Origin of the sequence: Georgenia sp. 311 (assembly GCF_006151955.1) — a bacterium.
GTDB lineage: Bacteria > Actinomycetota > Actinomycetes > Actinomycetales > Actinomycetaceae > Oceanitalea > Oceanitalea wutianyii.
The window spans coordinates 3696-24330 of sequence record NZ_VDFS01000036.1; the positions used below are offsets into that span (position 1 = coordinate 3696).

The 20635-nt window shown below is 74.7% G+C and carries 24 protein-coding genes and 1 tRNA gene; 23 read left to right on the forward strand and 2 right to left on the reverse strand.

Going from position 1 to position 20635, the window contains the following annotated elements; translation table 11 throughout:
- Positions 1-29 precede the first annotated feature (29 nt).
- From FHE66_RS06220 to FHE66_RS06270, 11 genes are read left to right on the forward strand one after another with little or no spacing between them, the layout of a single operon-like run.
- Complete coding sequence (locus tag FHE66_RS06220; protein ID WP_139072108.1) at positions 30-227, forward strand: hypothetical protein; 198 nt, start codon at positions 30-32, stop codon at positions 225-227.
- 1 nt (position 228) lies between these two features.
- Positions 229-1053: a TlyA family RNA methyltransferase gene (locus FHE66_RS06225; protein WP_139072109.1), complete on the forward strand. Its 825-nt coding sequence runs from the start codon at positions 229-231 to the stop codon at positions 1051-1053.
- Positions 1050-1892, forward strand: a complete 843-nt coding sequence (locus tag FHE66_RS06230) for an NAD kinase (RefSeq protein WP_139072110.1) — start codon at positions 1050-1052, stop codon at positions 1890-1892. The genes FHE66_RS06225 and FHE66_RS06230 overlap by 4 nt, the downstream gene beginning before the upstream one ends.
- Positions 1889-3571, forward strand: a complete 1683-nt coding sequence (gene recN / locus FHE66_RS06235; protein ID WP_139072111.1) for a DNA repair protein RecN — start codon at positions 1889-1891, stop codon at positions 3569-3571. The genes FHE66_RS06230 and recN overlap by 4 nt, the downstream gene beginning before the upstream one ends.
- Before the next feature lie 5 nt (positions 3572-3576).
- Positions 3577-4779 (forward strand): putative cytokinetic ring protein SteA, encoded by a 1203-nt coding sequence (gene steA, locus FHE66_RS06240; protein ID WP_230976399.1) that lies wholly within the window; start codon positions 3577-3579, stop codon positions 4777-4779.
- 7 nt (positions 4780-4786) lie between these two features.
- A complete protein-coding gene (locus FHE66_RS06245) occupies positions 4787-5872 on the forward strand; it encodes a copper transporter (RefSeq protein ID WP_139072113.1) in 1086 nt (361 codons plus the stop codon).
- Positions 5873-5901: 29 nt separating this feature from the next.
- Positions 5902-6693, forward strand: a complete 792-nt coding sequence (locus FHE66_RS06250; protein WP_255303615.1) for a hypothetical protein — start codon at positions 5902-5904, stop codon at positions 6691-6693.
- Positions 6694-6709: 16 nt separating this feature from the next.
- A complete protein-coding gene (gene murJ / locus FHE66_RS06255) occupies positions 6710-8341 on the forward strand; it encodes a murein biosynthesis integral membrane protein MurJ (protein WP_139072115.1) in 1632 nt (543 codons plus the stop codon).
- A gap of 13 nt (positions 8342-8354) precedes the next feature.
- Positions 8355-9434, forward strand: coding sequence for a glycosyltransferase family 4 protein (locus FHE66_RS06260; RefSeq protein ID WP_139072116.1), 1080 nt, complete (start codon positions 8355-8357; stop codon positions 9432-9434).
- 14 nt (positions 9435-9448) lie between these two features.
- Positions 9449-11260 (forward strand): CTP synthase, encoded by a 1812-nt coding sequence (locus tag FHE66_RS06265; protein ID WP_139072117.1) that lies wholly within the window; start codon positions 9449-9451, stop codon positions 11258-11260.
- Complete coding sequence (locus tag FHE66_RS06270) at positions 11257-11886, forward strand: NUDIX hydrolase (RefSeq protein WP_139072118.1); 630 nt, start codon at positions 11257-11259, stop codon at positions 11884-11886. Before FHE66_RS06265 ends, FHE66_RS06270 begins: the two co-directional genes overlap by 4 nt.
- Positions 11887-11890: 4 nt before the next feature.
- Here the strand turns inward: FHE66_RS06270 and FHE66_RS06275 are convergent, their stop codons facing one another.
- Positions 11891-12568, reverse strand: a complete 678-nt coding sequence (locus FHE66_RS06275) for a DNA alkylation repair protein (RefSeq protein ID WP_139072119.1) — start codon at positions 12566-12568, stop codon at positions 11891-11893.
- Positions 12569-12570: 2 nt separating this feature from the next.
- Positions 12571-13542 (reverse strand): heme A synthase, encoded by a 972-nt coding sequence (locus tag FHE66_RS06280; protein WP_255303617.1) that lies wholly within the window; start codon positions 13540-13542, stop codon positions 12571-12573.
- Positions 13543-13659: 117 nt separating this feature from the next.
- Between FHE66_RS06280 and FHE66_RS06285 the strand changes: the two genes are divergently transcribed.
- From FHE66_RS06285 to FHE66_RS06335, 12 genes are all read left to right on the forward strand, one after another.
- Positions 13660-14982, forward strand: a complete 1323-nt coding sequence (locus tag FHE66_RS06285; protein WP_139072120.1) for a glutamate-5-semialdehyde dehydrogenase — start codon at positions 13660-13662, stop codon at positions 14980-14982.
- Positions 14983-15057: 75 nt separating this feature from the next.
- Positions 15058-15213 (forward strand): hypothetical protein, encoded by a 156-nt coding sequence (locus FHE66_RS15425; RefSeq protein WP_176554675.1) that lies wholly within the window; start codon positions 15058-15060, stop codon positions 15211-15213.
- Positions 15214-15215: 2 nt separating this feature from the next.
- Positions 15216-15851: a nicotinate-nucleotide adenylyltransferase gene (nadD, locus tag FHE66_RS06290; protein WP_139072121.1), complete on the forward strand. Its 636-nt coding sequence runs from the start codon at positions 15216-15218 to the stop codon at positions 15849-15851.
- A gap of 623 nt (positions 15852-16474) precedes the next feature.
- Entirely contained in the window at positions 16475-17065 is a 591-nt protein-coding gene (locus FHE66_RS06295; RefSeq protein WP_139072122.1) for a hypothetical protein, read from the forward strand.
- Entirely contained in the window at positions 17055-17447 is a 393-nt protein-coding gene (gene rsfS, locus FHE66_RS06300; protein WP_139072123.1) for a ribosome silencing factor, read from the forward strand. The genes FHE66_RS06295 and rsfS overlap by 11 nt, the downstream gene beginning before the upstream one ends.
- The gene (locus tag FHE66_RS06305; RefSeq protein ID WP_139072124.1) at positions 17444-18058 is read left to right on the forward strand and encodes a histidine phosphatase family protein; all 615 of its coding nucleotides are present in this window, start codon (positions 17444-17446) and stop codon (positions 18056-18058) included. The genes rsfS and FHE66_RS06305 overlap by 4 nt, the downstream gene beginning before the upstream one ends.
- 131 nt (positions 18059-18189) lie before the next feature.
- Positions 18190-18262, forward strand: a tRNA-Ala gene (locus FHE66_RS06310).
- Positions 18263-18385: 123 nt separating this feature from the next.
- Positions 18386-18703: a helix-turn-helix transcriptional regulator gene (locus tag FHE66_RS06315; protein ID WP_139072125.1), complete on the forward strand. Its 318-nt coding sequence runs from the start codon at positions 18386-18388 to the stop codon at positions 18701-18703.
- Complete coding sequence (locus FHE66_RS06320) at positions 18696-19136, forward strand: SRPBCC domain-containing protein (RefSeq protein WP_139072126.1); 441 nt, start codon at positions 18696-18698, stop codon at positions 19134-19136. The genes FHE66_RS06315 and FHE66_RS06320 overlap by 8 nt, the downstream gene beginning before the upstream one ends.
- A 33-nt stretch (positions 19137-19169) precedes the next feature.
- The gene (locus FHE66_RS06325; protein ID WP_139072127.1) at positions 19170-19355 is read left to right on the forward strand and encodes a nuclear transport factor 2 family protein; all 186 of its coding nucleotides are present in this window, start codon (positions 19170-19172) and stop codon (positions 19353-19355) included.
- Positions 19352-19672: a TfoX/Sxy family protein gene (locus FHE66_RS06330; RefSeq protein ID WP_176554677.1), complete on the forward strand. Its 321-nt coding sequence runs from the start codon at positions 19352-19354 to the stop codon at positions 19670-19672. Before FHE66_RS06325 ends, FHE66_RS06330 begins: the two co-directional genes overlap by 4 nt.
- A 99-nt stretch (positions 19673-19771) precedes the next feature.
- Positions 19772-20629, forward strand: a complete 858-nt coding sequence (locus tag FHE66_RS06335; protein WP_139072128.1) for an aldo/keto reductase — start codon at positions 19772-19774, stop codon at positions 20627-20629.
- Positions 20630-20635: the final 6 nt, after the last annotated feature.

Genomic DNA, 20635 nt, shown 5'->3' on the forward strand with positions numbered 1-20635 from the left:
GCCTGACCGGCACGGCAGGAAGGTGACCCATGAACGACAGCACGCAGGCCGCGTCCGCGGCCCCTCGGCCCGCGCCACCGCGTCCCGGACCGGACGCGCCGCCCGCCCCCGTGCCCGAGCTCGCCGAGCTCGACACCCTCGCCGACCGTCCGCTGACCGAGCAGCTCGCCGTCCTGGACACCGTCCACCGCGCGCTCGCCGCCCAGCTCTCCTCCGCAGAGTCCTGACGTGGCGCGTCTCGTCCGGGTCGACGCCGAGCTCGTCCGCCGCGGCCTCGCCCGCTCGCGGCAGCACGCCGCCGACCTCATCGCCGCCGGCCAGGTCCTGCTCGACGGCGGGCCGGTGACCAAGCCCGCTCGCCAGGTCGACCCTGCCCAGGCGCTGCGCGTCGTCGCCCCCGCCGAGGAGGAGTACGTCTCCCGCGGCGCGCACAAGCTCGCCGGCGCGCTCGACGCGCTCGGGTCCGAGGTGCCGGTCGCCGGTCGCCGCGCCCTCGACGCCGGCGCCTCCACGGGCGGGTTCACCGACGTCCTCCTGCGCCGCGGCGCGGAGCACGTCGTCGCCGTCGACGTCGGCTACGGCCAGCTCGCCTGGTCCCTCCAGCAGGACCCGCGCGTCACCGTCCTCGACCGGACGAACGTGCGCACCCTCGACCCGGAAGCCGTGGCCCCCGCGCCCTCGCTCGTCGTCTCGGACCTCTCCTTCATCTCCCTCACCCTCGTCCTGCCGGCACTGGCGGCAGCGGCGGCGCCCGACGCCGACTTCCTCCTCATGGTCAAGCCCCAGTTCGAGGTGGGCCGCGAGGCGATCGGCAAGGGTGGGGTGGTCCGCGACCCGGCCCTGCACGCCCACGCGGTCCGCACCGTCGCCGACGCCGCGCAGGCGCTCGGCCTGCACACCTTCGCCGTCGAACCCAGCCCGCTGCCCGGTCCCAGCGGGAACGTCGAGTACTTCATAGGCTTGCGCCGTGACCCCGACCGCGCCCACCCGCCCGAGGAGCTCGACGCCGTGATCGCCTCAGCCGTCGAGCGCCGCCCTGAGGTCGCGCCGTGAGCCGCAGCGTCCTCATCGTCCAGCACGCGTGGCGCGAGCAGGCGGTGACCGCGGCGGCCGACGTCGAGCAGAGCCTGCGCGCCCTGGGCATCGAGCCCGTCCACGAGCTCACCCCGGGCGTCGACCCCGAGCTCGTCCTCGTCCTCGGTGGGGACGGCACGCTCCTGCACGCCGCCGAGCTCGTCCGGGGCCGCGACGTCCCGCTCCTCGGCGTCAACCTCGGCCACGTCGGCTTCCTCGCCGAGGCCGAGCCGGACAGCCTCGGTGAGGTCGTCCAGCGCATCGCCGACCGCGACTACACCGTCGAGGAGCGGATGACCATCGACGTCGAGGTGCAGACCCCCCAGGGGGAGGTCCACCACGGCTGGGCGATCAACGAGGCGACCATCGAGAAGGTCGACCGCTCCGGGGTCATCGAGCTCGCCCTCGGCGTCGACGGGCGCGGCCTGTCGACGTTCGGCTGCGACGGCATCGTCATCGCCACCCCCACCGGCTCGACCGCCTACGCCTTCTCCGGCGGGGGACCGGTCGTGTGGCCCGACGTCGAGGCCCTGCTCGTCGTGCCGATCGCCGCCCACGCACTGTTCTCCCGGCCGCTCGTCGCCGGGCCGCGCTCCGTGCTCTCCGTCGAGGTCCTCGAGCGCAACCTCTCCGGCGGGGACGTGTGGTGCGACGGGCGCCGCCAGCTCCCCGCGCCCGTCGGCTCGCACATCGACGTGCGCCGCGGCCGTGAGCCCGTTCGGCTCGCGCGCATCGAGCCGACCCCCTTCTCCGGGCGGCTCGTCGCGAAGTTCAACCTGCCCGTCACCGGCTGGCGCGGAGGGAGGAAGGACCCGTGATCGAGGAGATCAGCATCGAGAACGTCGGTGTCATCGCCTCCGCGCGCCTCGAGCTCGGTCCCGGCTTCACCGTCATCACGGGCGAGACCGGTGCCGGCAAGACGATGGTCCTGACCGGCCTCGACCTCCTCCTCGGCGGGCGCGGGGACCCGGCGGTCGTGCGTACCGGCACCGACCGCGCCGTCGTCGAGGGCACGTTCGTCGTCGACGAGGACGTCGCGGGGCGCGTCGAGGAGTCCGGCGGGACCCTGGACGACGACGCCCTCATCCTCGCCCGCACTCTTCCCGCCCAGGGCCGCTCACGGTCCTTCGCCGGCGGACGCAGCGTGCCCCAGGCGTTCCTTGCCGAGCTCGCCGCCGACCTCGTCACCGTCCACGGCCAGTCCGACCAGCTGCGGTTGCGCGCCCCGGCCCGTCAGCGTGCGCTCCTCGACTCCTTCGCCGGCACCGGCGCGCTCCTCACCGACTACCGCGGGACGTGGCAGCGCCTCACCGACGCGCGCACCCGGCTGGAGGAGTGGCAGGCACGCAGCGACGAGCGCGCCGGCGAGGCTGCCCGCCTGCGTGCCGGCCTCGAGCTCCTCGAGGCCCTCGACCCGCAGCCCGGCGAGGACGACGAGCTGCGCGCCGAGGCAGAGAAGCTCGGCAACGTCGAGGAGCTGCGCGAGGCCGCGGGCCGTGCCCACGCCGCGCTGTCCGGGGCGGGGGAGGGTGCCGAGCTGGACGCCACCGTCCTCGTCGACGAGGCCCGGCGGTCGCTGGAGGTCCCCGACCCCGAGCTGTCCGCGCTCGCCGCCCGGCTCGCCGAGGTCGCCTACCTCCTGGCCGACATCGGCACGGACGTCGGTGCCTTCCTCGCCTCCCTCGAGGCCGACCCCACCCGGCTGCAGACCGTCCACGAGCGTCGCGCCGCCCTCAAGGACGCCGCGCTGCGCCTCGGCGTCGAGGGCCCCGACGCCCTCACCGAGTGGTCGGCCGCCGCGGCCGCCCGGCTCGCCGACATCGACGGGCCCCAGGACGGCGGCGCGGCGCTGCGCGAGGAGCTTGCCTCGCTCACGGCGCGCCTCGAGGCCCTCGCCGCGGAGCTGACCGCCGCCCGCACCGAGGCGGCGGCCCGGCTCAGCGCCGCCGTCGACGCCGAGCTCGCCGGCCTCGCGATGCCCGGTGCCCACCTCGACGTCGCGCTCACGCCGCTTCCCGAGCCCGGTCCGTGGGGCGCCGAGAGCGTGGCCCTCCTCCTCCAGCCGCGCCCCGACGCCCGGCCCCGGCCGCTGGGGGACGGCGCATCCGGCGGTGAGCTCTCGCGCGTCATGCTCGCCCTCGAGGTCGCCGTCGCCGCCCCGGACACTGCCCCGGCCGTGCGCCCCACGTTCGTCTTCGACGAGGTCGACGCCGGGGTGGGCGGCAAGGCGGCGATCGAGGTGGGACGCAGGCTCGCCGGGCTCGCCCGGGTCGCGCAGGTCGTCGTCGTCACCCACCTGCCCCAGGTCGCGGCCTTCGCCGACACGCACCTGGTCGTGACGAAGTCCACGGGTGAGGCGACGGTCACCGACGTCCGGCGCGTCACCGGCGCCGAGAGGGAGCAGGAGCTGGCCCGGATGCTGTCCGGCCAGGAGGACTCCGACGTGGCACGCCGTCACGCCGCAGAGCTCCTCGATCGTGCCGTCATGGCACCATGACACGCGTGAGATCTCTCTTCGGCCGTCGCGCACGCCCCGACACCGGTCCGGGCGTGTCCGGAACCGTCCGGGTCGATGCCCGGACGAAGAACCTCACCAAGCGGCTGCAGCCGGGTGAGATCGCCGTCATCGACCACGTCGACCTCGACCGTGTCTCGGCCGAGGCGCTCGTCGCCTGCCGGCCCGCGGCCGTGCTCAACGCCGCCCGCTCGACGTCGGGGCGCTACCCCAACCTCGGCCCGGAGATCATCGTCGCCGAGGGCATCCCGCTCGTCGACGACCTCGGCAGCTCGGTGATGTCGCTGCGCGAGGGCCGCACCGTGCGCGTGGACGACGGCGGGGTGTACTCCGGCACGGTGCTCGTCGCCGAGGGCACCGAGCAGACCGAGGAGACCGTCGCGGCAGCGATGGCAGAGGCGCGCGAGGGCCTGTCGGTCCAGCTCGAGGCGTTCGCCGGCAACACGATGGACTACCTCAACCGGGAGCGTGAGCTCCTCCTCGACGGCGTCGGCGTGCCCGAGGTGCACACCCCGATCGAGGGCCGGCACGTCCTCATCGTCGTGCGCGGCTACCACTACAAGGAGGACCTGGCGATGCTGCGGTCCTACGTCCGCGAGTACCGTCCCGTCCTCATCGGCGTCGACGGCGGCGCCGACGCGATCCTCGAGGCGGGCCTGCGCCCCGACATGATCGTCGGGGACATGGACTCGGTCTCGGACAGCGCGCTGCGCTGCGGGGCGGAGATCGTCGTCCACGCGTACCGCGACGGGCGTGCTCCGGGCCTGTCCCGCGTCGAGCAGCTCGGCGTCGACCACGTCGTCTTCCCCGCCACGGGCACGAGCGAGGACGTCGCCATGCTCCTCGCCGACGACAAGGGCGCCGAGCTCATCGTCGCCGTCGGCACCCACGCCACGCTCGTGGAGTTCCTCGACAAGGGCCGGGCGGGCATGGCCTCGACGTTCCTCACCCGGCTGCGGGTGGGCTCCAAGCTCGTCGACGCCAAGGGCGTCTCCCAGCTCTACCGCACCCGCATCTCCACGTGGCAGGTCGTCTTCCTGGCCCTCGCCGGCCTGCTCGCGATCGTCGTCGCGGTGGCCACGACGGAGTTCGGGCAGACCCTGTGGCTGATCATCATGGCGCGGCTCGACGGGCTGTTCGCCGGAATCAAGGACCTGCTGGGGATAGCCCCGGCCGCGCCCATCTCGTAGGAGCACCGTGATCGACTTCCGCTACCACCTCGTCTCGCTCATCGCCGTCTTCCTCGCGCTCGCGCTCGGGATCGTGCTCGGCGCCGGACCGCTCAACGAGCCGCTGGGTGACCAGCTCACCGGTCAGGTCGAGGAGCTGCGCGAGGACCGGGACCGGCTGCGCACCGAGCTCGAGGTCAGCGAGGCCGAGGTCGAGCAGCGCGACCAGTTCATCGACGAGCTCGCCGCCGCCACCCTCGGCTCGCGCCTCGAGGGACGCGCGGTCGCCACCGTCGTCCTGCCGTCGGCCAACTCCGACGACGTCGCCGACGTCCGCCTGCGGCTCGAGCAGGCAGGCGCCACGGTCACCGGCCAGGTCCAGGTGACCGAGGAGTGGACCAACCCCGACAGCGCCGCGTTCCGCTCCAGCCTCGCCGGCCAGATCCTCGGCTACCTCGACCCGGTGCCGGCCGACGGCGCCGAGCCCGGTGTCATCCTCGGCACGGCGCTGGGCCAGGCGCTCACCCGCAGCGACGCCGAGGGCGCGCCCACCGCCGACGCCCGCACGCTCCTCGAGCTCCTCGCCGACGCCGGGCTCGTCGAGGTCGTCGACGACCCCACGCAGGCCGCCAACGCCACCGTCGTCATCGCCCCGCGCAGCGAGGAGACCGGCCCGGAGGAGAGCATGGAGCCGGCCGACCTCGAGACCCGCGAGCAGCGGCTGGCCGAGGAGGTCGAGCTCGTCCGCGGCCTCGCCGAGACCGGCGAGGGCAGCGTCGTGGCCGGCTCGGCTGCCACCGCGCTCGACCTCGTGAGCGCCATCCGCGCGGACTCCACCGCCGTGGAGACCGTGACGACCACCGACTCCGTCTCCGAGATCACCGGCCGCCTCAACGTCCCGATGGCCCTGGCCGTGGCGATCTCCGGTGAGGTCGGCCAGTTCGGTGTCGGCGCCGACGCGACCGCAGCCGTGCCGCCCGCCGTCTACCTCTCCCCGCCCGCCTCGCCGCAGCCGGAGGAGACCGCCGACGGCGCCGAGGGCAGCACCGAGGACACCGGGGACACCGGCGGTGACGCCGGGACCACCGAGGACGAGACGGCGGACGCCGCCTGATGTCCCGGCTACGTGCTGCCCTGCTCGGCGTGACCGCCGCCGGCGCCGCGACCGCAGCGCTCGAGGCCCGGCCGCCCGGCGGCCGGGCGCGCTGGGAGCGGACCAACTACGCCGGGCGCACGGTCAGCCTGCTCGGCGGGCTCGCGCAGGCCGCCGGGGTGAGCCTCGCGCTCACCGGCGCGGGCCGGACCGGGGCCGCCGCAGCCGTCGCCGCGGGCGCCGGGGGTGCCCTCGGTGCCGTCGACGACCTCACCGAGCGCGAGGGCGACCGACACGTCAAGGGCCTGCGCGGTCACCTCACGGCGCTGGGCCACGGCCAGGTGACCACCGGGACGCTGAAGATCGCCGGCATCGGCGGCGGCGCGGCCCTCGCCGCCCTCCTCCTGCCCGCGCGCGGCCGCGGCCCGGTCACCCGGCTCGTCGACCGCGGCACCAACGCTGCGCTCATCGCCGGGTCCGCCAACCTCCTCAACCTCCTCGACCTGCGCCCCGGGCGGGCGCTCAAGGTCACCTGCCTCGCCGCGGGCGGGCTCACCCTCGCCGGTGGACCGGGCGCGCCCGTCGCCGCCACCGTCCTCGGGACGGCGGCCGCCGGGCTGCCCGACGACCTCGCCGAGCGCACGATGCTCGGCGACACCGGCGCCAACGCGCTCGGCGCGGGCCTGGGCACGGCGCTCGCCGCCCACCCCTCCCGGCTGCTGCGCGGCGGCGCGCTCGCCACCGTCGTCGGCCTCACGCTGCTCAGCGAGAAGGTGAGCTTCTCCCAGGTCATCGACCGCACGCCGGTGCTGCACGCCGTCGACAGCTGGGGCCGGCGGTGAGCGTGGTGGCCGGCCGGTGACCGAGACCCGGCCCGGTCGTCTCGGCCGCGTCCTGTCCGGGGTCGCCGGCGCCGCGGGGATGCTCGCGGCGATCACGGTGCTCTCCCGCGCCGTCGGGTTCGTCCGGTGGTTCGTCCAGTCCGCCACGCTCGGGGACTCGGCGACAGCGAACGCCTACTCGACGGCGAACATGCTGCCCAACGTCCTGTTCGAGGTGGCGGCGGGCGGGGCGCTCGCGGGCGCCGTCGTCCCGCTGCTCGCGGCGCCGCTCGCCCGGCACCTGCGCGCCGACGTCGACAAGATCTCCTCCTCGCTGCTCACCTGGACGCTCCTCGTCCTCGTCCCGCTCGGAGCGCTCGTCGCCCTGCTGGCCGGCCCGATCGTCGCGCTGCTGCCCGACTCCGTCGGCTCCGACGTCACCACCCAGCGCGAGCTCGCGACGTTCTTCCTGCGCGTCTTCGCGATCCAGATCCCGCTCTACGGCATCGGCGTCGTGCTCACCGGCATCCTCCAGGCCCAGCGGCGCTTCTTCCTCCCGGCGATCGCGCCGCTCGCGTCGAGCGTCGTCGTCATCGCCACCTACCTCCTCTTCGGGCTGCTGTCCCAGGGGCTGGCCGACGACCCCGAACGGCTCTCGAGCGCCGCCCTCGACTGGCTCGCGTGGGGCACCACCCTCGGCGTGGCCGTCATGAGCCTGCCGCTGCTCCTGCCCGTGCGGCGCAGCGGGGTGCGGCTGCGCCCGGCCCTGCGCTTCCCCGAGGGCGTCGGCCGCCGGGCACTGAGCCTCGCCGCGGCCGGGCTCGGGGCGCTGCTCGCCCAGCAGATCAGCGTCGTCGTCTTCCTCCTCCTCGCACGCGGCGGGGGAGTGGAGGGCACGATCACCATCTGGCAGTACGCGCAGGCGGTGTACTTCCTGCCCTACGCCGTGCTCGCCGTGCCCGTCGCCACGGCCGTCTTCCCGCGCCTCGCCGAGCTCGCCGGGAGCACGGACCGCCGGGCCTTCGCGACGATGGCGGTCGGCTCGACCCGGGCCGTGCTCGCCGCCTCGTTCGTCGGCGCCGGCGTGCTCGGTGCGGTCGCCCCGGGCGTCACGGCCGTCTTCTCGCTGCGCGGCCCGATGGACGGGATGACGGTCGCGGTCACCTGGCTCGCGCCCGCCGTCGTCGGCTACGCCCTCGTCTTCCACGTCTCGCGCTGCCTGTACAGCCTGGACCGCGGCCGGGCCGCGGTCGTCGCGACCGCCGCGGGCTGGCTCACGGTGAGCGTCGTCGCCGCCGTGCTCGTGTCCCTCACCGCCCCCGACGGCGGCGACGGACCCGCCACCCTCCGCTCCCTCGCGCTGGGCACCACCGCCGGGATGACGGTCGCCGGGGTCGCGCTCCTGTGGGCGCTGCGCCTGGCGCTCGGGGCCGGCACGTCGTTCGGCGGGCTGCTGCGCACCCTCGCCGTCGGGACCGTCGCGGCCGCCGCCGGGGCGCTGGTCGGCCGGCTCGTCACCGACGCCGTGCTCGGCGCCGTCGAGCCGCTCCTCCTGTCCGGCCTGCTCGCCTCCGCGGCGGGCACCCTCGCCGCGGCCGCGGTCGCCGGGCTCGCCGTCCTCGCCGCCGACCGCGGCGCGTTGCGCACGACGGCCTGGTCCGGGGCGTGACAGGGTGGGACGCATGCGGATCGTCCAGCTGACCTCCACGAGCGCGGGCGGGGTGGCCCGCCACGCTCGTCAGGTGGCCGGGCTCCTCGCCGGAGCCGGGGACCAGGTGCTGCTCGCCGGGCCCGCCGACGTCGTCGCCGACTCACCCGTGCCGACCGCCGTCGTCGACATCGCCGACCGGCCCCGGCCCAGCGACCTGGCCGCCCTGCGCCACCTGCGCCACGTGCTCGCCGGCGCGGACGTCGTCCACGCCCACGGCCTGCGCGCCGGCGCCGCCGCCGTCCTCGCCACCCGCGCGTGGCGTGACCGGCCGGCCGTCGTCGTCACCCTGCACAACCTCCCCGTCGGAGGGCCCAAGGTGCAGGCTGTCGCCGCCGTGCTCGAACGGGTCGTCGCCCGCGGCGCCGACCTCGTCCTCGGGGTGAGCGGGGACCTCGTCGCCCGCGCCACCCGGCTCGGCGCCCGGTCCGAGCGAGCGCTCGTCCCGGCGCCGGCGCGCCGCGCGCAGGGCGCCGTCGACCCCGGCGCGCGTGACGCGCTGCGCGCCGACCTCGGCCTCGCGCCGGGGGAGCGGCTCGTGCTCACCGTCGGCCGCCTCGCGCCGCAGAAGGGCCTCGGCCTGCTGTGCGACGCCGCCGCCGAGCTCGCCCGCAGCGGCGCCCCGCTGCGCTGGGTGGTCGTGGGGGACGGGCCGGGCGAGGCCGGCCTGCGCCGCCGGGTCGTGGACGAGGGCCTGCCGGTCGTCGTCGCCGGCCGCCGGGAGGACGTCCCTGCGCTGCTCGCCGCGGCCGACCTCGTCGTGTCGACCTCGACCTGGGAGGGCCAGCCGCTGGCCGTCCAGGAGGCCCTCCAGGCCGGGCGCGCCGTCGTCGCGACCGACGTCGGTGGCACCCGCGAGGTCACCGGCGACGCCGCCGTCCTCGTCGCGCCCGAGGCCGGCCCGCTCGCCGCCGCCGTCGCCCGGCTCGTCGCCGACGACGACGCCCGGGAGAAGCTCCAGCGGGCCGCACTGGCCCGCGCCGCGGAGCTGCCCACACCCGTCGACGTCCTCGCCCAGCTCCGCCGGTGCTACTCGGCGGTCCACTCCGACTGATAAGGTGGAACTCCGTGGTCACCCTTCACCGCTCAGGCGGAGACTCAGTCCCTCGGCACATCTTCGTCACCGGCGGCGTCGCGTCGTCCCTCGGGAAGGGACTGACGGCCTCGAGCCTCGGTCAGCTTCTCCGCGCGCGCGGCCTCCGCGTGGTGATGCAGAAGCTCGATCCCTACATCAACGTCGATCCCGGCACGATGAACCCGTTCCAGCACGGTGAGGTCTTCGTCACCGAGGACGGCGCCGAGACCGATCTCGACATCGGGCACTACGAGCGCTTCCTCGACGTCAACCTCTCCGGCGCGGCCAACGCGACGACCGGCCAGGTCTACTCGACCGTCCTGGCCAAGGAGCGGCGCGGGGACTACCTCGGCGACACCGTCCAGGTCATCCCGCACATCACCGACGAGATCAAGACGCGGATGCGCGCCCAGGCCCGCCCGGCCGACGGCAGCCCCGCACCGGACGTCATCATCACCGAGATCGGTGGCACGGTCGGTGACATCGAGTCCCTGCCCTTCCTCGAGGCGGCGCGCCAGGTGCGTCACGACCTCGGCCGCGACAACGTCTTCTTCGTGCACGTCTCCCTCGTGCCCTACCTCAGCGCGAGCGGGGAGCTGAAGACCAAGCCCACCCAGCACTCGGTGTCCGAGCTGCGCAGCATCGGCATCCAGCCCGACGCCATCGTGTGCCGCACCGACCGCGAGCTGCCCGAGGGCGTCAAGGCCAAGATCGCGCTCATGTGCGACGTCGACCGCGAGGCCGTGGTCGAGTGCCGCGACGCGTCCTCGATCTACGAGATCCCCGCCGTCCTGCACCGCGAGGGCCTGGACGCCTACGTCGTGCGCCGGCTCGACGTGCCGTTCCGGGACGTCGACTGGAGCGACTGGGACGACCTGCTCCAGCGGGTGCGCCACCCGCGCGACACCGTCGAGGTCGCGCTCGTCGGCAAGTACGTCGACCTGCCCGACGCCTACCTCTCGGTCACCGAGGCCCTGCGCGCCGGCGGCTTCCACCACCGGGCGAAGGTCGTCGTCCGCTGGGTCCCCGCCGACGACTGCGCCACCCCGGAGGGGGCGCGCCGCGCCCTGCAGGACGTCGACGCCGTCCTCGTCCCCGGCGGCTTCGGCGTGCGCGGCATCGAGGGCAAGCTCGGCGCGCTGCGGTACGCCCGCGAGAACGAGGTGCCGACCCTCGGCATCTGCCTGGGCCTGCAGTGCATGGTCGTCGAGTACGCCCGCAACGTCCTGGGGCTGAGCGAGGCGTCCTCCACCGAGTTCGACCCCGGCACCCCCGACCCGGTCGTCGCGACGATGGCCGAGCAGGTCGACTTCGTCGAGGGCGCCGGTGGCGACATGGGCGGCACGATGCGCCTGGGCAGCTACGAGGCGGTCCTGGAGGAGGGCTCGCTCGTCGCCGAGGTGTACGGCGCCACCCGGGTCTCCGAGCGCCACCGCCACCGCTACGAGGTGAACAACGCCTACCGCGAGGCGCTCACCGAGGCCGGGCTGCACATCTCGGGCCGGTCCCCGGACTCCTCCCTGGTGGAGTTCGTCGAGCTCGACCGCGCGAAGCACCCCTACTACGTCGCCACCCAGGCCCACCCGGAGTTCAAGTCCCGCCCGACCTGCGCCCACCCGCTGTTCCACGGGCTCATCGGTGCGGCGCTCGAGCGCCAGCGCGCCGGGCGGCTGCTCGAGGTCGAGGGGGAGTCCGCGCCGGCCGACGCCCCGCCCACCGACGAGCCGGAGCACGCCCGCACCACCGACCTCGTCGAGGAGACCGCGGCGCAGGTGGCGTCCGGCTCCCGCGAGGCGCAGGTGTGAGCCTGGCCGACCGGCGTGACGACGGCCGCGAGGTCGTCTCGCGGGACCTCCTCCACGACGGCAAGGTCTTCGACCTCGTCGCGGAGGAGGTCCGCCTCTCACCCGACGACGCCGCGCCCGTGCTGCGCGAGTTCCTCGACCACCCCGGGGCGGTGGCCGTCGTCGCGCTGCGTGAGGGGCCGGACGGGGAGGAGGTCGCGCTCGTCGACCAGTACCGCCACCCCGTCCGCGCGGTGCTCTGGGAGGTCCCGGCCGGGCTCCTCGACGTCGCGGGGGAGGACTACCTCACCGCGGCGCAGCGCGAGCTCGCCGAGGAGACCGACCTGCGGGCCGGCCGCTGGGACGTGCTCGTCGACTACTTCACCACCCCCGGCGGCTCGACCGAGTCGCTGCGGGTCTACCTCGCGCGCGACGTCAGCGAGGTGCCCGAGGGCGAGCGGCACTCCCGCGCCGACGAGGAGCGCGACATGACGGTGCGGTGGGTGCCGCTCGACGACGCCGTCGCCGCCGTGTACGACGGGCGCCTGCACAACCCGAGCGCCGTCGTCGGGATCCTCGCGACGGCGGGCGCCCGCGCCGCCGGCTGGACGCCGCTGCGGCCCGCCGACGCGCCCTGGTTCCGCTGACCCCCTAGCGCAGCGCCTCGCGCCGGGACGGCGGCGAGAGCCGCTGCCCGTACCCGGCGACGAGGTCGCGGACCCAGGCCGCGGCGGCGTCGTCGAGGTGGGCGTACTGGCGCAGCGCCCACCCGATCGCCTTGCGGACGAAGACGTCCGGGTCGGCGAGGTTCGGCTCGATGACGTCGACGAGCAGGCGGCGGTCGGTGTACTCCTTGGACCGCAGCTGGGACAGGATCGCGGCCCTGCGCAGCCACCGGTCCTCCTCGCGTGCCCACGCGCGCAGGTCCTCGGCGGTCTCGTGGTGGGCGCGCAGCACCGCCCCGACGAGGTGTGCCGCGGTCTCGTCGACGAGGTCCCACCACGCGCCGGTGAGCACGAGGTGGCGGTAGAGCGGCAGCGAGGCCTCCGCCCGCGCGTGCTCGGGTGCGCTGCGGGCCACGCCGAGCGCGGCGTAGCGCTCCTCCCGGAACTCCGCGCCGTCCCACAGCGCCTCCACGGCCGCCGACCACTCGGCGTAGCCGGGCGCGGGCCGCCCGCGGACCACGCCGCGCACGAGCGTGCGGACCGTGGGGACGGCCAGCCCACGGAAGGGCAGGGCGGAGCGCATGTAGCGCTGCTGGGCCGCCGCCCGCACGGGATCGCCCGCCGCCGACCGCACGGCGTCGCGGACGGCGGCGGCGAGGTCCATCGCTACGGGGTGGGCAAGGGCTCGGGCTGCCGCGTGGACAGCGCGCCGACGGCGTGGACGATCGCCACGACCGTGAGCGCCGAGCCGAGCATGTGGATCCCGACGAGGAGCTCGGGCAGACCGGTGAAGTACTGGACGTACCCGATGAGGCCCTGGAGCAGGGTGACGGCCATCAGCCAGCCCCACGCCCGCAGCGCGGCCCGGTTGCCCTCACGACGCGCGAGGAGCAGGCCGACGACGACGATCGCGACGAACACCCACACGACCGCGGCGTGGACGCGGGAGATGAGGGCGGGGTCCAGCGCCCAGCGGTAGGGCTCGGTGGCGTCACCGGAGTGCGGGCCGGCGCCGGTCGTCACGACGCCGAGGACGAGGAGGGCGACGCCGACGGCGACGAGCAGTCCGCCCAGCATGCGCAGGCGCGGGGAGGAGGCGGGGCGCGCGGGGGCGTCCGGCGCGGCGAGCCGCAGCAGGAGGTAGGTCGAGACGGCGACGAGCGCCAGCGAGATGAGCATGTGGGAGCCGACGATCGCCGGGTGCAGGTCCACCCACACCGTGACGCCGCCGACGAACGCCTGGAGGGCGATGCCCGCGAGCGGCAGCCAGGCGAGGCGCCTGAGCGCGGCGGGGCGCGAGGCCGTGGGCTCGCGGCGGTAGACCGCCCACACGAGGGCGAGGGCGATGACGCCGAGCACACCGGTGAGCGTCCGGTTGCCGAACTCGATGGCCTCGTGCATGACGCTCTCGCCGTGGAACGTCGGGGTGAAGGAGCCCGGCTGGCACAGCGGCCACTCCGAGCAGCCCAGCCCGGAGCCGGTGAGCCGTACAGCGCCCCCGGTGACGATGATCCCGATCTGCGCGAGGAGGTTGGCGATGGCCAGGCGCCACGTGAGGGGGTCGACGAGCGCGTCGCGAGGACGGCCGCCGGGGGCGGCGGGCGGGGCGGACACCGGGAGAGGACGTGCGGAGGTCACGCCCACAGCGTACGTCCCGTCGCGGGCAGCCCGGGAAGGTCGCGGCGGGCGGGGGCGCAGGGCCCGTGGGCGAGACGCGCCTACCAACTGTCGGCGCCGCGCCCTACGCTGGTCGGCATGACGGACACGCCTGTGCTCGAGCCTGCTCACCTCGTCGCCGCGTCCGCGCCCGTCCCGGACGTGCGTGGCGCCGTCGAGGCGACGGCGCGCGCGGCGAAGGCCGCCTCCCGGGTCCTGGCCACCGCGACCCGCGCGACGAAGGACGCCGCCCTGCACGCCATGGCCGACGCCCTCGTCGCCGCCTCCGGCCGGATCGTCACCGCGAACGCCGAGGACCTCGCCCGCGGCCGGGCGAACGGCATGAAGGACTCCCTCCTCGACCGGCTCGCCCTCACCGACGAGCGGATCGTCGCGATCGCCGACGCCCTGCGCGAGCTCGCGGCGCTGCCCGACCCCGTCGGTGAGGTCGTCCGTGGCTCGACGCTGCCCAACGGCCTCACACTGCGCCAGGTGCGCGTGCCGATGGGCGTCGTCGGGATGATCTACGAGGCCCGTCCGAACGTCACCGTCGACGCCGCGGGCCTGGCGCTGAAGTCCGGCAACGCCGTCATCCTGCGCGGCGGCTCGGCGGCCGCCTCCTCCAACGCCGTCATCGTCGAGGTGATCGGCGAGGCGCTCGCCGGCCAGGGACTGCCGCCCGAGCTCGTCCAGTCCATCGACGCGCACGGGCGGGCCGGCGCCGTCGAGCTCATGCGGGCCCGCGGGCTCGTCGACGTCCTCGTCCCGCGTGGCGGCGCGGACCTCATCCAGACCGTCGTGCGCGAGTCCCTCGTGCCGGTCATCGAGACCGGCGTGGGCAACTGCCACGTCTACGTCGACGCGCTGGTGGACGTCCCCCAGGCGGTGGCGATCGTGCTCAACTCCAAGACCCAGCGCACCGGGGTGTGCAACGCCGCCGAGACGCTCCTCGTCCACCGCGACTCCGCCGAGCGCTTCCTGCCCGTGGCGCTCGCCGCGCTCGGGCAGGCGGGCGTGCGCATCCACGCCGACGACGCCACCGCGCTGCTCGCACCGGCAGGGGTCGAGGTCGTGCCCGCCACCGAGGAGGACTGGGCCACCGAGTACCTCAGCCTCGACCTCGCGGTCCGGGTGGTCGAGGACCTCGACGCTGCCATCGAGCACATCGGACGCTGGTCCAGCGGGCACACCGAGGCGATCTGCACCACGGACCTGCGTGCTGCCGAGCGTTTCACCCGCGAGATCGACTCCGCCGCGCTCATCGTCAACGCCTCGACCCGCTTCACCGACGGCAGTGAGTTCGGTCTCGGTGCCGAGATCGGCATCTCCACCCAGAAGCTGCACGCCCGCGGACCGATGGGTCTGGGAGAGCTGACCACGACGTCGTGGATCGTCGTCGGCGACGGTCAGCTGCGCCAGTAAGGTCCCGTGACGGCCCCACCAGGTGCGCCGTGGGAGAATGTCCAGGATGTCTCGACGGAAGGAACACCGCCCATGATGAGCTCTCTCGTGAACCTCGCCCAGCAGACCGGGGAGCACGCGACCCAGCTCCCGATGCCGGCGTGGCTCTACGGCGTCATCGCGTTCGCGATCCTCATGCTCCTGCTGCTGGTCACGGTGTCCTACCGCAACGTGCGCACGCGTCACGCCTGAGGATGACCGAGCGCCAGGCGCACCGGATCGGGGTCATGGGCGGCACCTTCGACCCCATCCACCACGGCCACCTCGTGGCCGCCAGTGAGGTGGCCGACGTGTTCTCCCTCGACCAGGTCCTGTTCGTGCCCACCGGCGAGCCGGTGTTCAAGCAGGACCGCGAGGTCACCGCGGCTGAGCACCGCTACCTCATGACGGTGATCGCGACGGCGTCCAACCCCCGGTTCAACGTCTCGCGGGTGGACATCGACCGTCCGGGGCTGACGTACACGATCGACACCCTGCGCGAGCTGCGCTCCACCTATCCGGACGCCGAGCTCTTCTTCATCACCGGGGCGGACGTCCTGCCGGAGATCCTCAGGTGGAAGGACGCCGACGAGCTGTGGTCCCTGGCCCACTTCGTCGGGGTCAACCGGCCCGGGCACCACCTCGACGACACCGGGCTCCCGAGCAGCGGGGTCTCGCTCATGGAGGTTCCCGCCATGGCGATCTCCTCGACCGACTGCCGCGACCGGGTCCGGGCGGGCATGCCCGTCTGGTACCTCGTGCCCGACGGCGTGGTCCAGTACATCCACAAGCACGGCCTGTACCTGGCCCCGGCCTCCGAGCCAGGGCCGCTGGCCGCCGCCACGACGTGAGGAAGGATGAGTCACCGATGGGTGAGGGGACGGAGCGTCCCGTTGGGGAGCGACGCCGCCGGCGTGAGGCCGAGCGTGCCGCCGAGGTCTCCAGCACCCCACAGCCGCTGACCCGGCGCGAGCTGCGCCGCCGGCAGGCCGAGGAGGCCGCTCGCCTCGAGGCGATCGCCACGGGAGAGCTGCCGGCCGAGGAGCTGGCCGAGCGGATGCGCGAAAGAGGCGTGAGCACCACCGCGGGATCTGCGCCGTCGGCGGCTTCCGCGCCGTCCGCGCGCCCCGCGGGGACCGCCGCGCGTCCTGCCGTGCCGTCCACCGGCGTCTCCGCAGGTCCTGCCTCGTCGGCCGGAAGTGCGGCAACGTCGGCTGCGTCGGCTGCCCCGACCACCCCCGTGTCCCCGCCGGCCCGGCCCACGTCCCCGCCCGCGGGATCGACGCAGGGCTCGTCGCCCAGCACCGCGGTCACGGCCGGTTCCGCGCCGTCGGGGCCGCGCCTGCCCAGCCGCCGTTCGCTGCGCGAGCTCGCGGAGGAGGCGGACGCGTCGACCACGCGTTCCGAGCAGCCCCAGGAACGCACCGCGACCGGTCGGCGTCCGGTCGTCCGCACGCCGAGCACCGCCGTGGGCATGCGGGCCCTCGACTCCACCGGCCGGCTCACCGGGATCCAGCCCGTCGTGCGTCCCGACACGCCTCCGGGTGGCCAGGAGCTGCCCCCGCCGCTGACCGACTGGAGCCAGAGCTTCACCATCGAGCTCGACGTGCCCGCCCGCACCGCGCGCGACGCCATGGCCATCGAGCCTGCTCCCCGCACCCCGGCCGAGGAACAGACGCCGCACGTCGAGGACGAGCGCCCCGCCGCGGCGGAGACCGCCGACCACGTGGACGAGGACGACGTCGAGTACCCGCTCCGCCCGAAGTGGGTGGCCATCGACCACATCTCGGCGAGCAGCGCGGACGAGGACGCTCCCTCCGAGCCCCTGCGGCGCACCCGACGTGAGCGTCCGGACGAGCCCGCCCCCGCGCCGCGGCGCGACAACCCCGCGGTCACCGTCGTCAAGATCGCCGTGCTCGCCCTCGTCGCGCTCGTCATCGGCGTGCTCATCTGGCTGCTCGCCACCGAGGCCTTCGCCGAGGGCACGACGCCGGCGCAGGCCGCCACCACCACGACCATCACCACCCCCACCACCCCCCACCTCAAGGAGACACGTGCCCGCTGACGAGAGATCCCGCCACCTGGCCGTCGTGGCCGCCCGCGCCGCAGCCGACAAGAAGGCCGAGGAGATCGTCGCGCTCGACGTCAGTGAGCAGCTCGTGCTCACCGACGCGTTCGTCGTCGCCTCGGGTGCCACCGACCGGCAGGTGCGCGCCATCGTCGACGCCGTCGACGAGGCCATGCACAAGGAGGGCGCCCGTGCCGCGCGGAAGGAGGGGGTGTCCGAGGCGCACTGGGTGCTTCTCGACTACGGCGACATCATCGTCCACGTGCAGCAGTCCGAGGACCGCGAGTTCTACGCCCTCGAGCGGCTGTGGAAGGACTGCCCGGTCATCGAGCTGCCCGCCGACCTCAACGAGGACGACGGCGCCGACTCACCGGCATGACCGGTCCCACCATCGTCCTGTGGCGTCACGGGCAGACGGCGTACAACGCCGAGGCCCGGCTGCAGGGGCAGTCGGACATCGAGCTCAACGAGACCGGCGTGGCCCAGGCGCGGGCCGCTGCGGCGAGCCTCGCCGAGCTCGGCCCCACCCGGATCATCAGCTCCGACCTCAGCCGCGCCATGCGTACCGCGCAGGAGCTCGGCGAGCGGTGCGGCGTGCCCGTCGAGCCCGAGCCGCGGCTGCGCGAGCGGTCCTTCGGCGTCTGGGAAGGGCTGACCCACGCGGAGATCGAGGGCGGCTGGCCCGACGCCTTCCGGGCCTGGCGCCAGGGCCGCGAGCCCGAGGGCATCGGCGCCGACACCCGGCGTGAGGTCGGGGAGCGGGTCGCGGCCGCACTGCTCGAGGCGGCAGCCGGCCTCGGGGAGGACGGCGTGCTCGTCGCCGTGGCCCACGGCGCGGCGATCACGCTCGGCCTCTCCGAGCTCCTCGGCCTCGACCCCGGCGAGTGGTTCGGCCTCGGGGGACTCGACAACTGCGCGTGGGCGATCGTGCAGCCCGACCCGGGCCGCCGGCCCGGGTGGCGGCTCACGGCGCACAACCTCTCGGCCTGACCGGTCGGCGGACGGGGGAGGGATGTCGCCTCCCTCGCCGCCGACACGCCGCTGACGGCGATGTGGTGCTCACCACCGTGCTGGGATTGGTCAGCAGGGTCCGCCGTCGTCTAGACTCGAACACGCAACGAGGGGCTATGGCGCAGTTGGTAGCGCGCTTCCATGGCATGGAAGAGGTCGGGGGTTCGAATCCCCCTAGCTCCACAGACGAAGAACCCGGACACCCGCAGAGGGTCCGGGTTCTTCGCTTTTCCGGGCGCAAGAGCCACTCACGACCATATGTACAAACGCTCGTTTGTGCTAGTTTGGACGTCAGGGGGTGAGGTGATGGCACAGACCGCCGACCTCGACGTCGCGCTCAAGGCACTCGCCGACCCGAACCGGCGCGCGATCCTCACCGTCCTGCGGCCCGGCCCCCACGCCGTCGGCGCGATCGCCGAGGAGGTCGGGCTCTCCCAGCAGACCGCCTCCCACCACCTGCGCGTGCTGCGCGAGGCCGGGCTCGTCGTCGGTACCCGCGAGGGCCGCCGCCACCTGTTCGCCGTCGACACCGGCGGCCTCGACGCGGTCCGCGCCTTCCTCGACGACTTCTGGCCGAGCCGGCTGGCCGCCCTCAAGGCGGCCGTCGAGGGCGATCGTGGCTGAGTACCGCGACTCGGTGGAGATCGCTGCGCCGCCCGAGACCGTCTTCGACTACCTCGTCACCGAGGCGGGCATGACCGCCTGGATGGGGCAGCACGCCACCCTGGACCCGCGCGCCGGCGGCCTGTTCGCCGTCGACGTCGCCGGTCACCCGATCCGCGGCCGCTACGTGCACGTCGAGCGGCCCGTGCGCGTCGTCGTCTCGTGGGGGATCGCCGGGAGTGAGGAGCTCCCGCCCGGGACGTCGACCGTCGAGTTCCGTCTCGTGCCCACCGGGGCCGGGACCCGCGTCGACCTCACCCACTCCGGCCTGCCACAGGCCGCCGTCGCCGGCCACGCCGACGGGTGGACCCACTTCCTCGCCCGGATCGCCGTCGCGGCGGCGGGCGGTGACCCCGGTGCCGATCGCTGGCGCCCCCTCGGCGAGGAGCCCTGACCGCGTAGCACCCCACAGCGAGGGAGCACCGCCATGAACCCCCCACCCGCCCGCGACGTCGTCACGGACTACCACCGGGCCTGGACGTCGGGCCGCGTCGAGGACGCGATGCGCCTCGTCGCCGAGGACGTCACCTGCCGCGCCCCCGGCGTCGACCTCGTCGGGATCGAGGCCTTCGACCGGCTGTCCTTCGGACCGCCCGACGGCGGTGCCCGGTGACCGCGCAGGCCGAGACCGCCGACCGGGTCCGGGCGCTGCTCGCCCACGAGAAGGCGGTCCGGGAGGTGGCGATGTTCGGCACCCGCTCGTTCATGGTGCGCGAGCAGCTCCTCGTCGGTGCGCTGCGGACCGGAGGCCTGCTCGTGCGGGTCGACCCGGACCGCCACGGCGAGCTCACCACCCGGCCCGGGGCGCGGCAGGCGACGATGGGCACGGGCCGTGACATGGGCGCCGGCTGGATCGAGGTCGAGCCCGAGGCGCTGTCCGGCGCAGGGCTCGCACTCTGGGTCGACGTCGCCCTCGCGCGCCGCGGGTGAACGGTCCGGGTCGACGCGCGCTCCGGACACCGTGTCCGTAGCGTTGTGGCCGTGCGCCCCGCACGGCGCAGCGGTCGCGACGCCGAAGGGAGCGGACACGTGAGCATCCTGGAGGAGACTGCCACCCTCGCCAACGGGGTGCCCATCCCGCGGCTCGGGCTGGGCACGTGGTTCATCGAGGACGGCGCGGCCGCCCAGGCGGTGCGGGACGCGGCCGCGATCGGGTACCGGAACGTCGACACCGCGCAGGCCTACGGCAACGAGCGCGGCGTCGGCGAGGGCGTGCGCACCAGCGGCGTCGCGCGCGAGGAGCTGTTCGTGTCGACGAAGCTCGCGGCGGAGATCAAGGAGTACGACGCCGCGGTCGCGGCGATCGAGAAGTCCGTGGCCACGCTCGACGTGGGCTACCTCGACCTCATGCTCATCCACAGCCCGCAGCCGTGGGACGACTTCCGCGGCGGGGACTACGCCGAGGGCAACCGACAGGCGTGGCGCGCCCTCGAGGAGGCCTACCGGGCCGGCACGATCCGGTCCATCGGGGTCTCCAACTTCCTCCAGGCCGACATCGAGAACCTCCTCGCCCACGGCACCGTCGTCCCGCACGTCAACCAGATCCTCGTCCACGCGGGCAACACCCCGAGCGAGCTGATCGCCTACTGCCAGGACGCGGCGATCCTCGTCGAGGCGTACTCCCCGATCGCCCACGGCGAGATCCTGGGCAACGAGCGGGTGGGTGCGATCGCCGACAGGTACGGCGTGAGCGTCCCGCAGCTGTGCATCCGCTACACCCTCCAGCTCGGCACCGTGTCGCTGCCGAAGACCACGAACCCGGATCACATGCGGTCCAACGCCGACGTCGACTTCGTCATCAGCGAGGAGGACATGGAGGCGCTGCGGAACCTGGACGAGCGCGACTACGGCAGGTCCGGCGTGTTCCCCGTCTACGGCGGACGCTGACGGAGG

Coding starts and splice junctions, on each gene's coding strand:
- FHE66_RS06315 (WP_139072125.1), top strand. CDS start 18,386: ATGGCACAGACCGCCGACCTCGACGTCGCGCTCAAGGCACTCGCCGAC.
- FHE66_RS06220 (WP_139072108.1), top strand. CDS start 30: ATGAACGACAGCACGCAGGCCGCGTCCGCGGCCCCTCGGCCCGCGCCA.
- FHE66_RS06275 (WP_139072119.1), bottom strand. CDS start 12,568: ATGGACCTCGCCGCCGCCGTCCGCGACGCCGTGCGGTCGGCGGCGGGC.
- FHE66_RS06260 (WP_139072116.1), top strand. CDS start 8,355: ATGCGGATCGTCCAGCTGACCTCCACGAGCGCGGGCGGGGTGGCCCGC.
- FHE66_RS15425 (WP_176554675.1), top strand. CDS start 15,058: ATGAGCTCTCTCGTGAACCTCGCCCAGCAGACCGGGGAGCACGCGACC.
- FHE66_RS06325 (WP_139072127.1), top strand. CDS start 19,170: ATGAACCCCCCACCCGCCCGCGACGTCGTCACGGACTACCACCGGGCC.
- FHE66_RS06305 (WP_139072124.1), top strand. CDS start 17,444: ATGACCGGTCCCACCATCGTCCTGTGGCGTCACGGGCAGACGGCGTAC.
- FHE66_RS06295 (WP_139072122.1), top strand. CDS start 16,475: ATGCGGGCCCTCGACTCCACCGGCCGGCTCACCGGGATCCAGCCCGTC.
- FHE66_RS06285 (WP_139072120.1), top strand. CDS start 13,660: ATGACGGACACGCCTGTGCTCGAGCCTGCTCACCTCGTCGCCGCGTCC.
- nadD (WP_139072121.1), top strand. CDS start 15,216: ATGACCGAGCGCCAGGCGCACCGGATCGGGGTCATGGGCGGCACCTTC.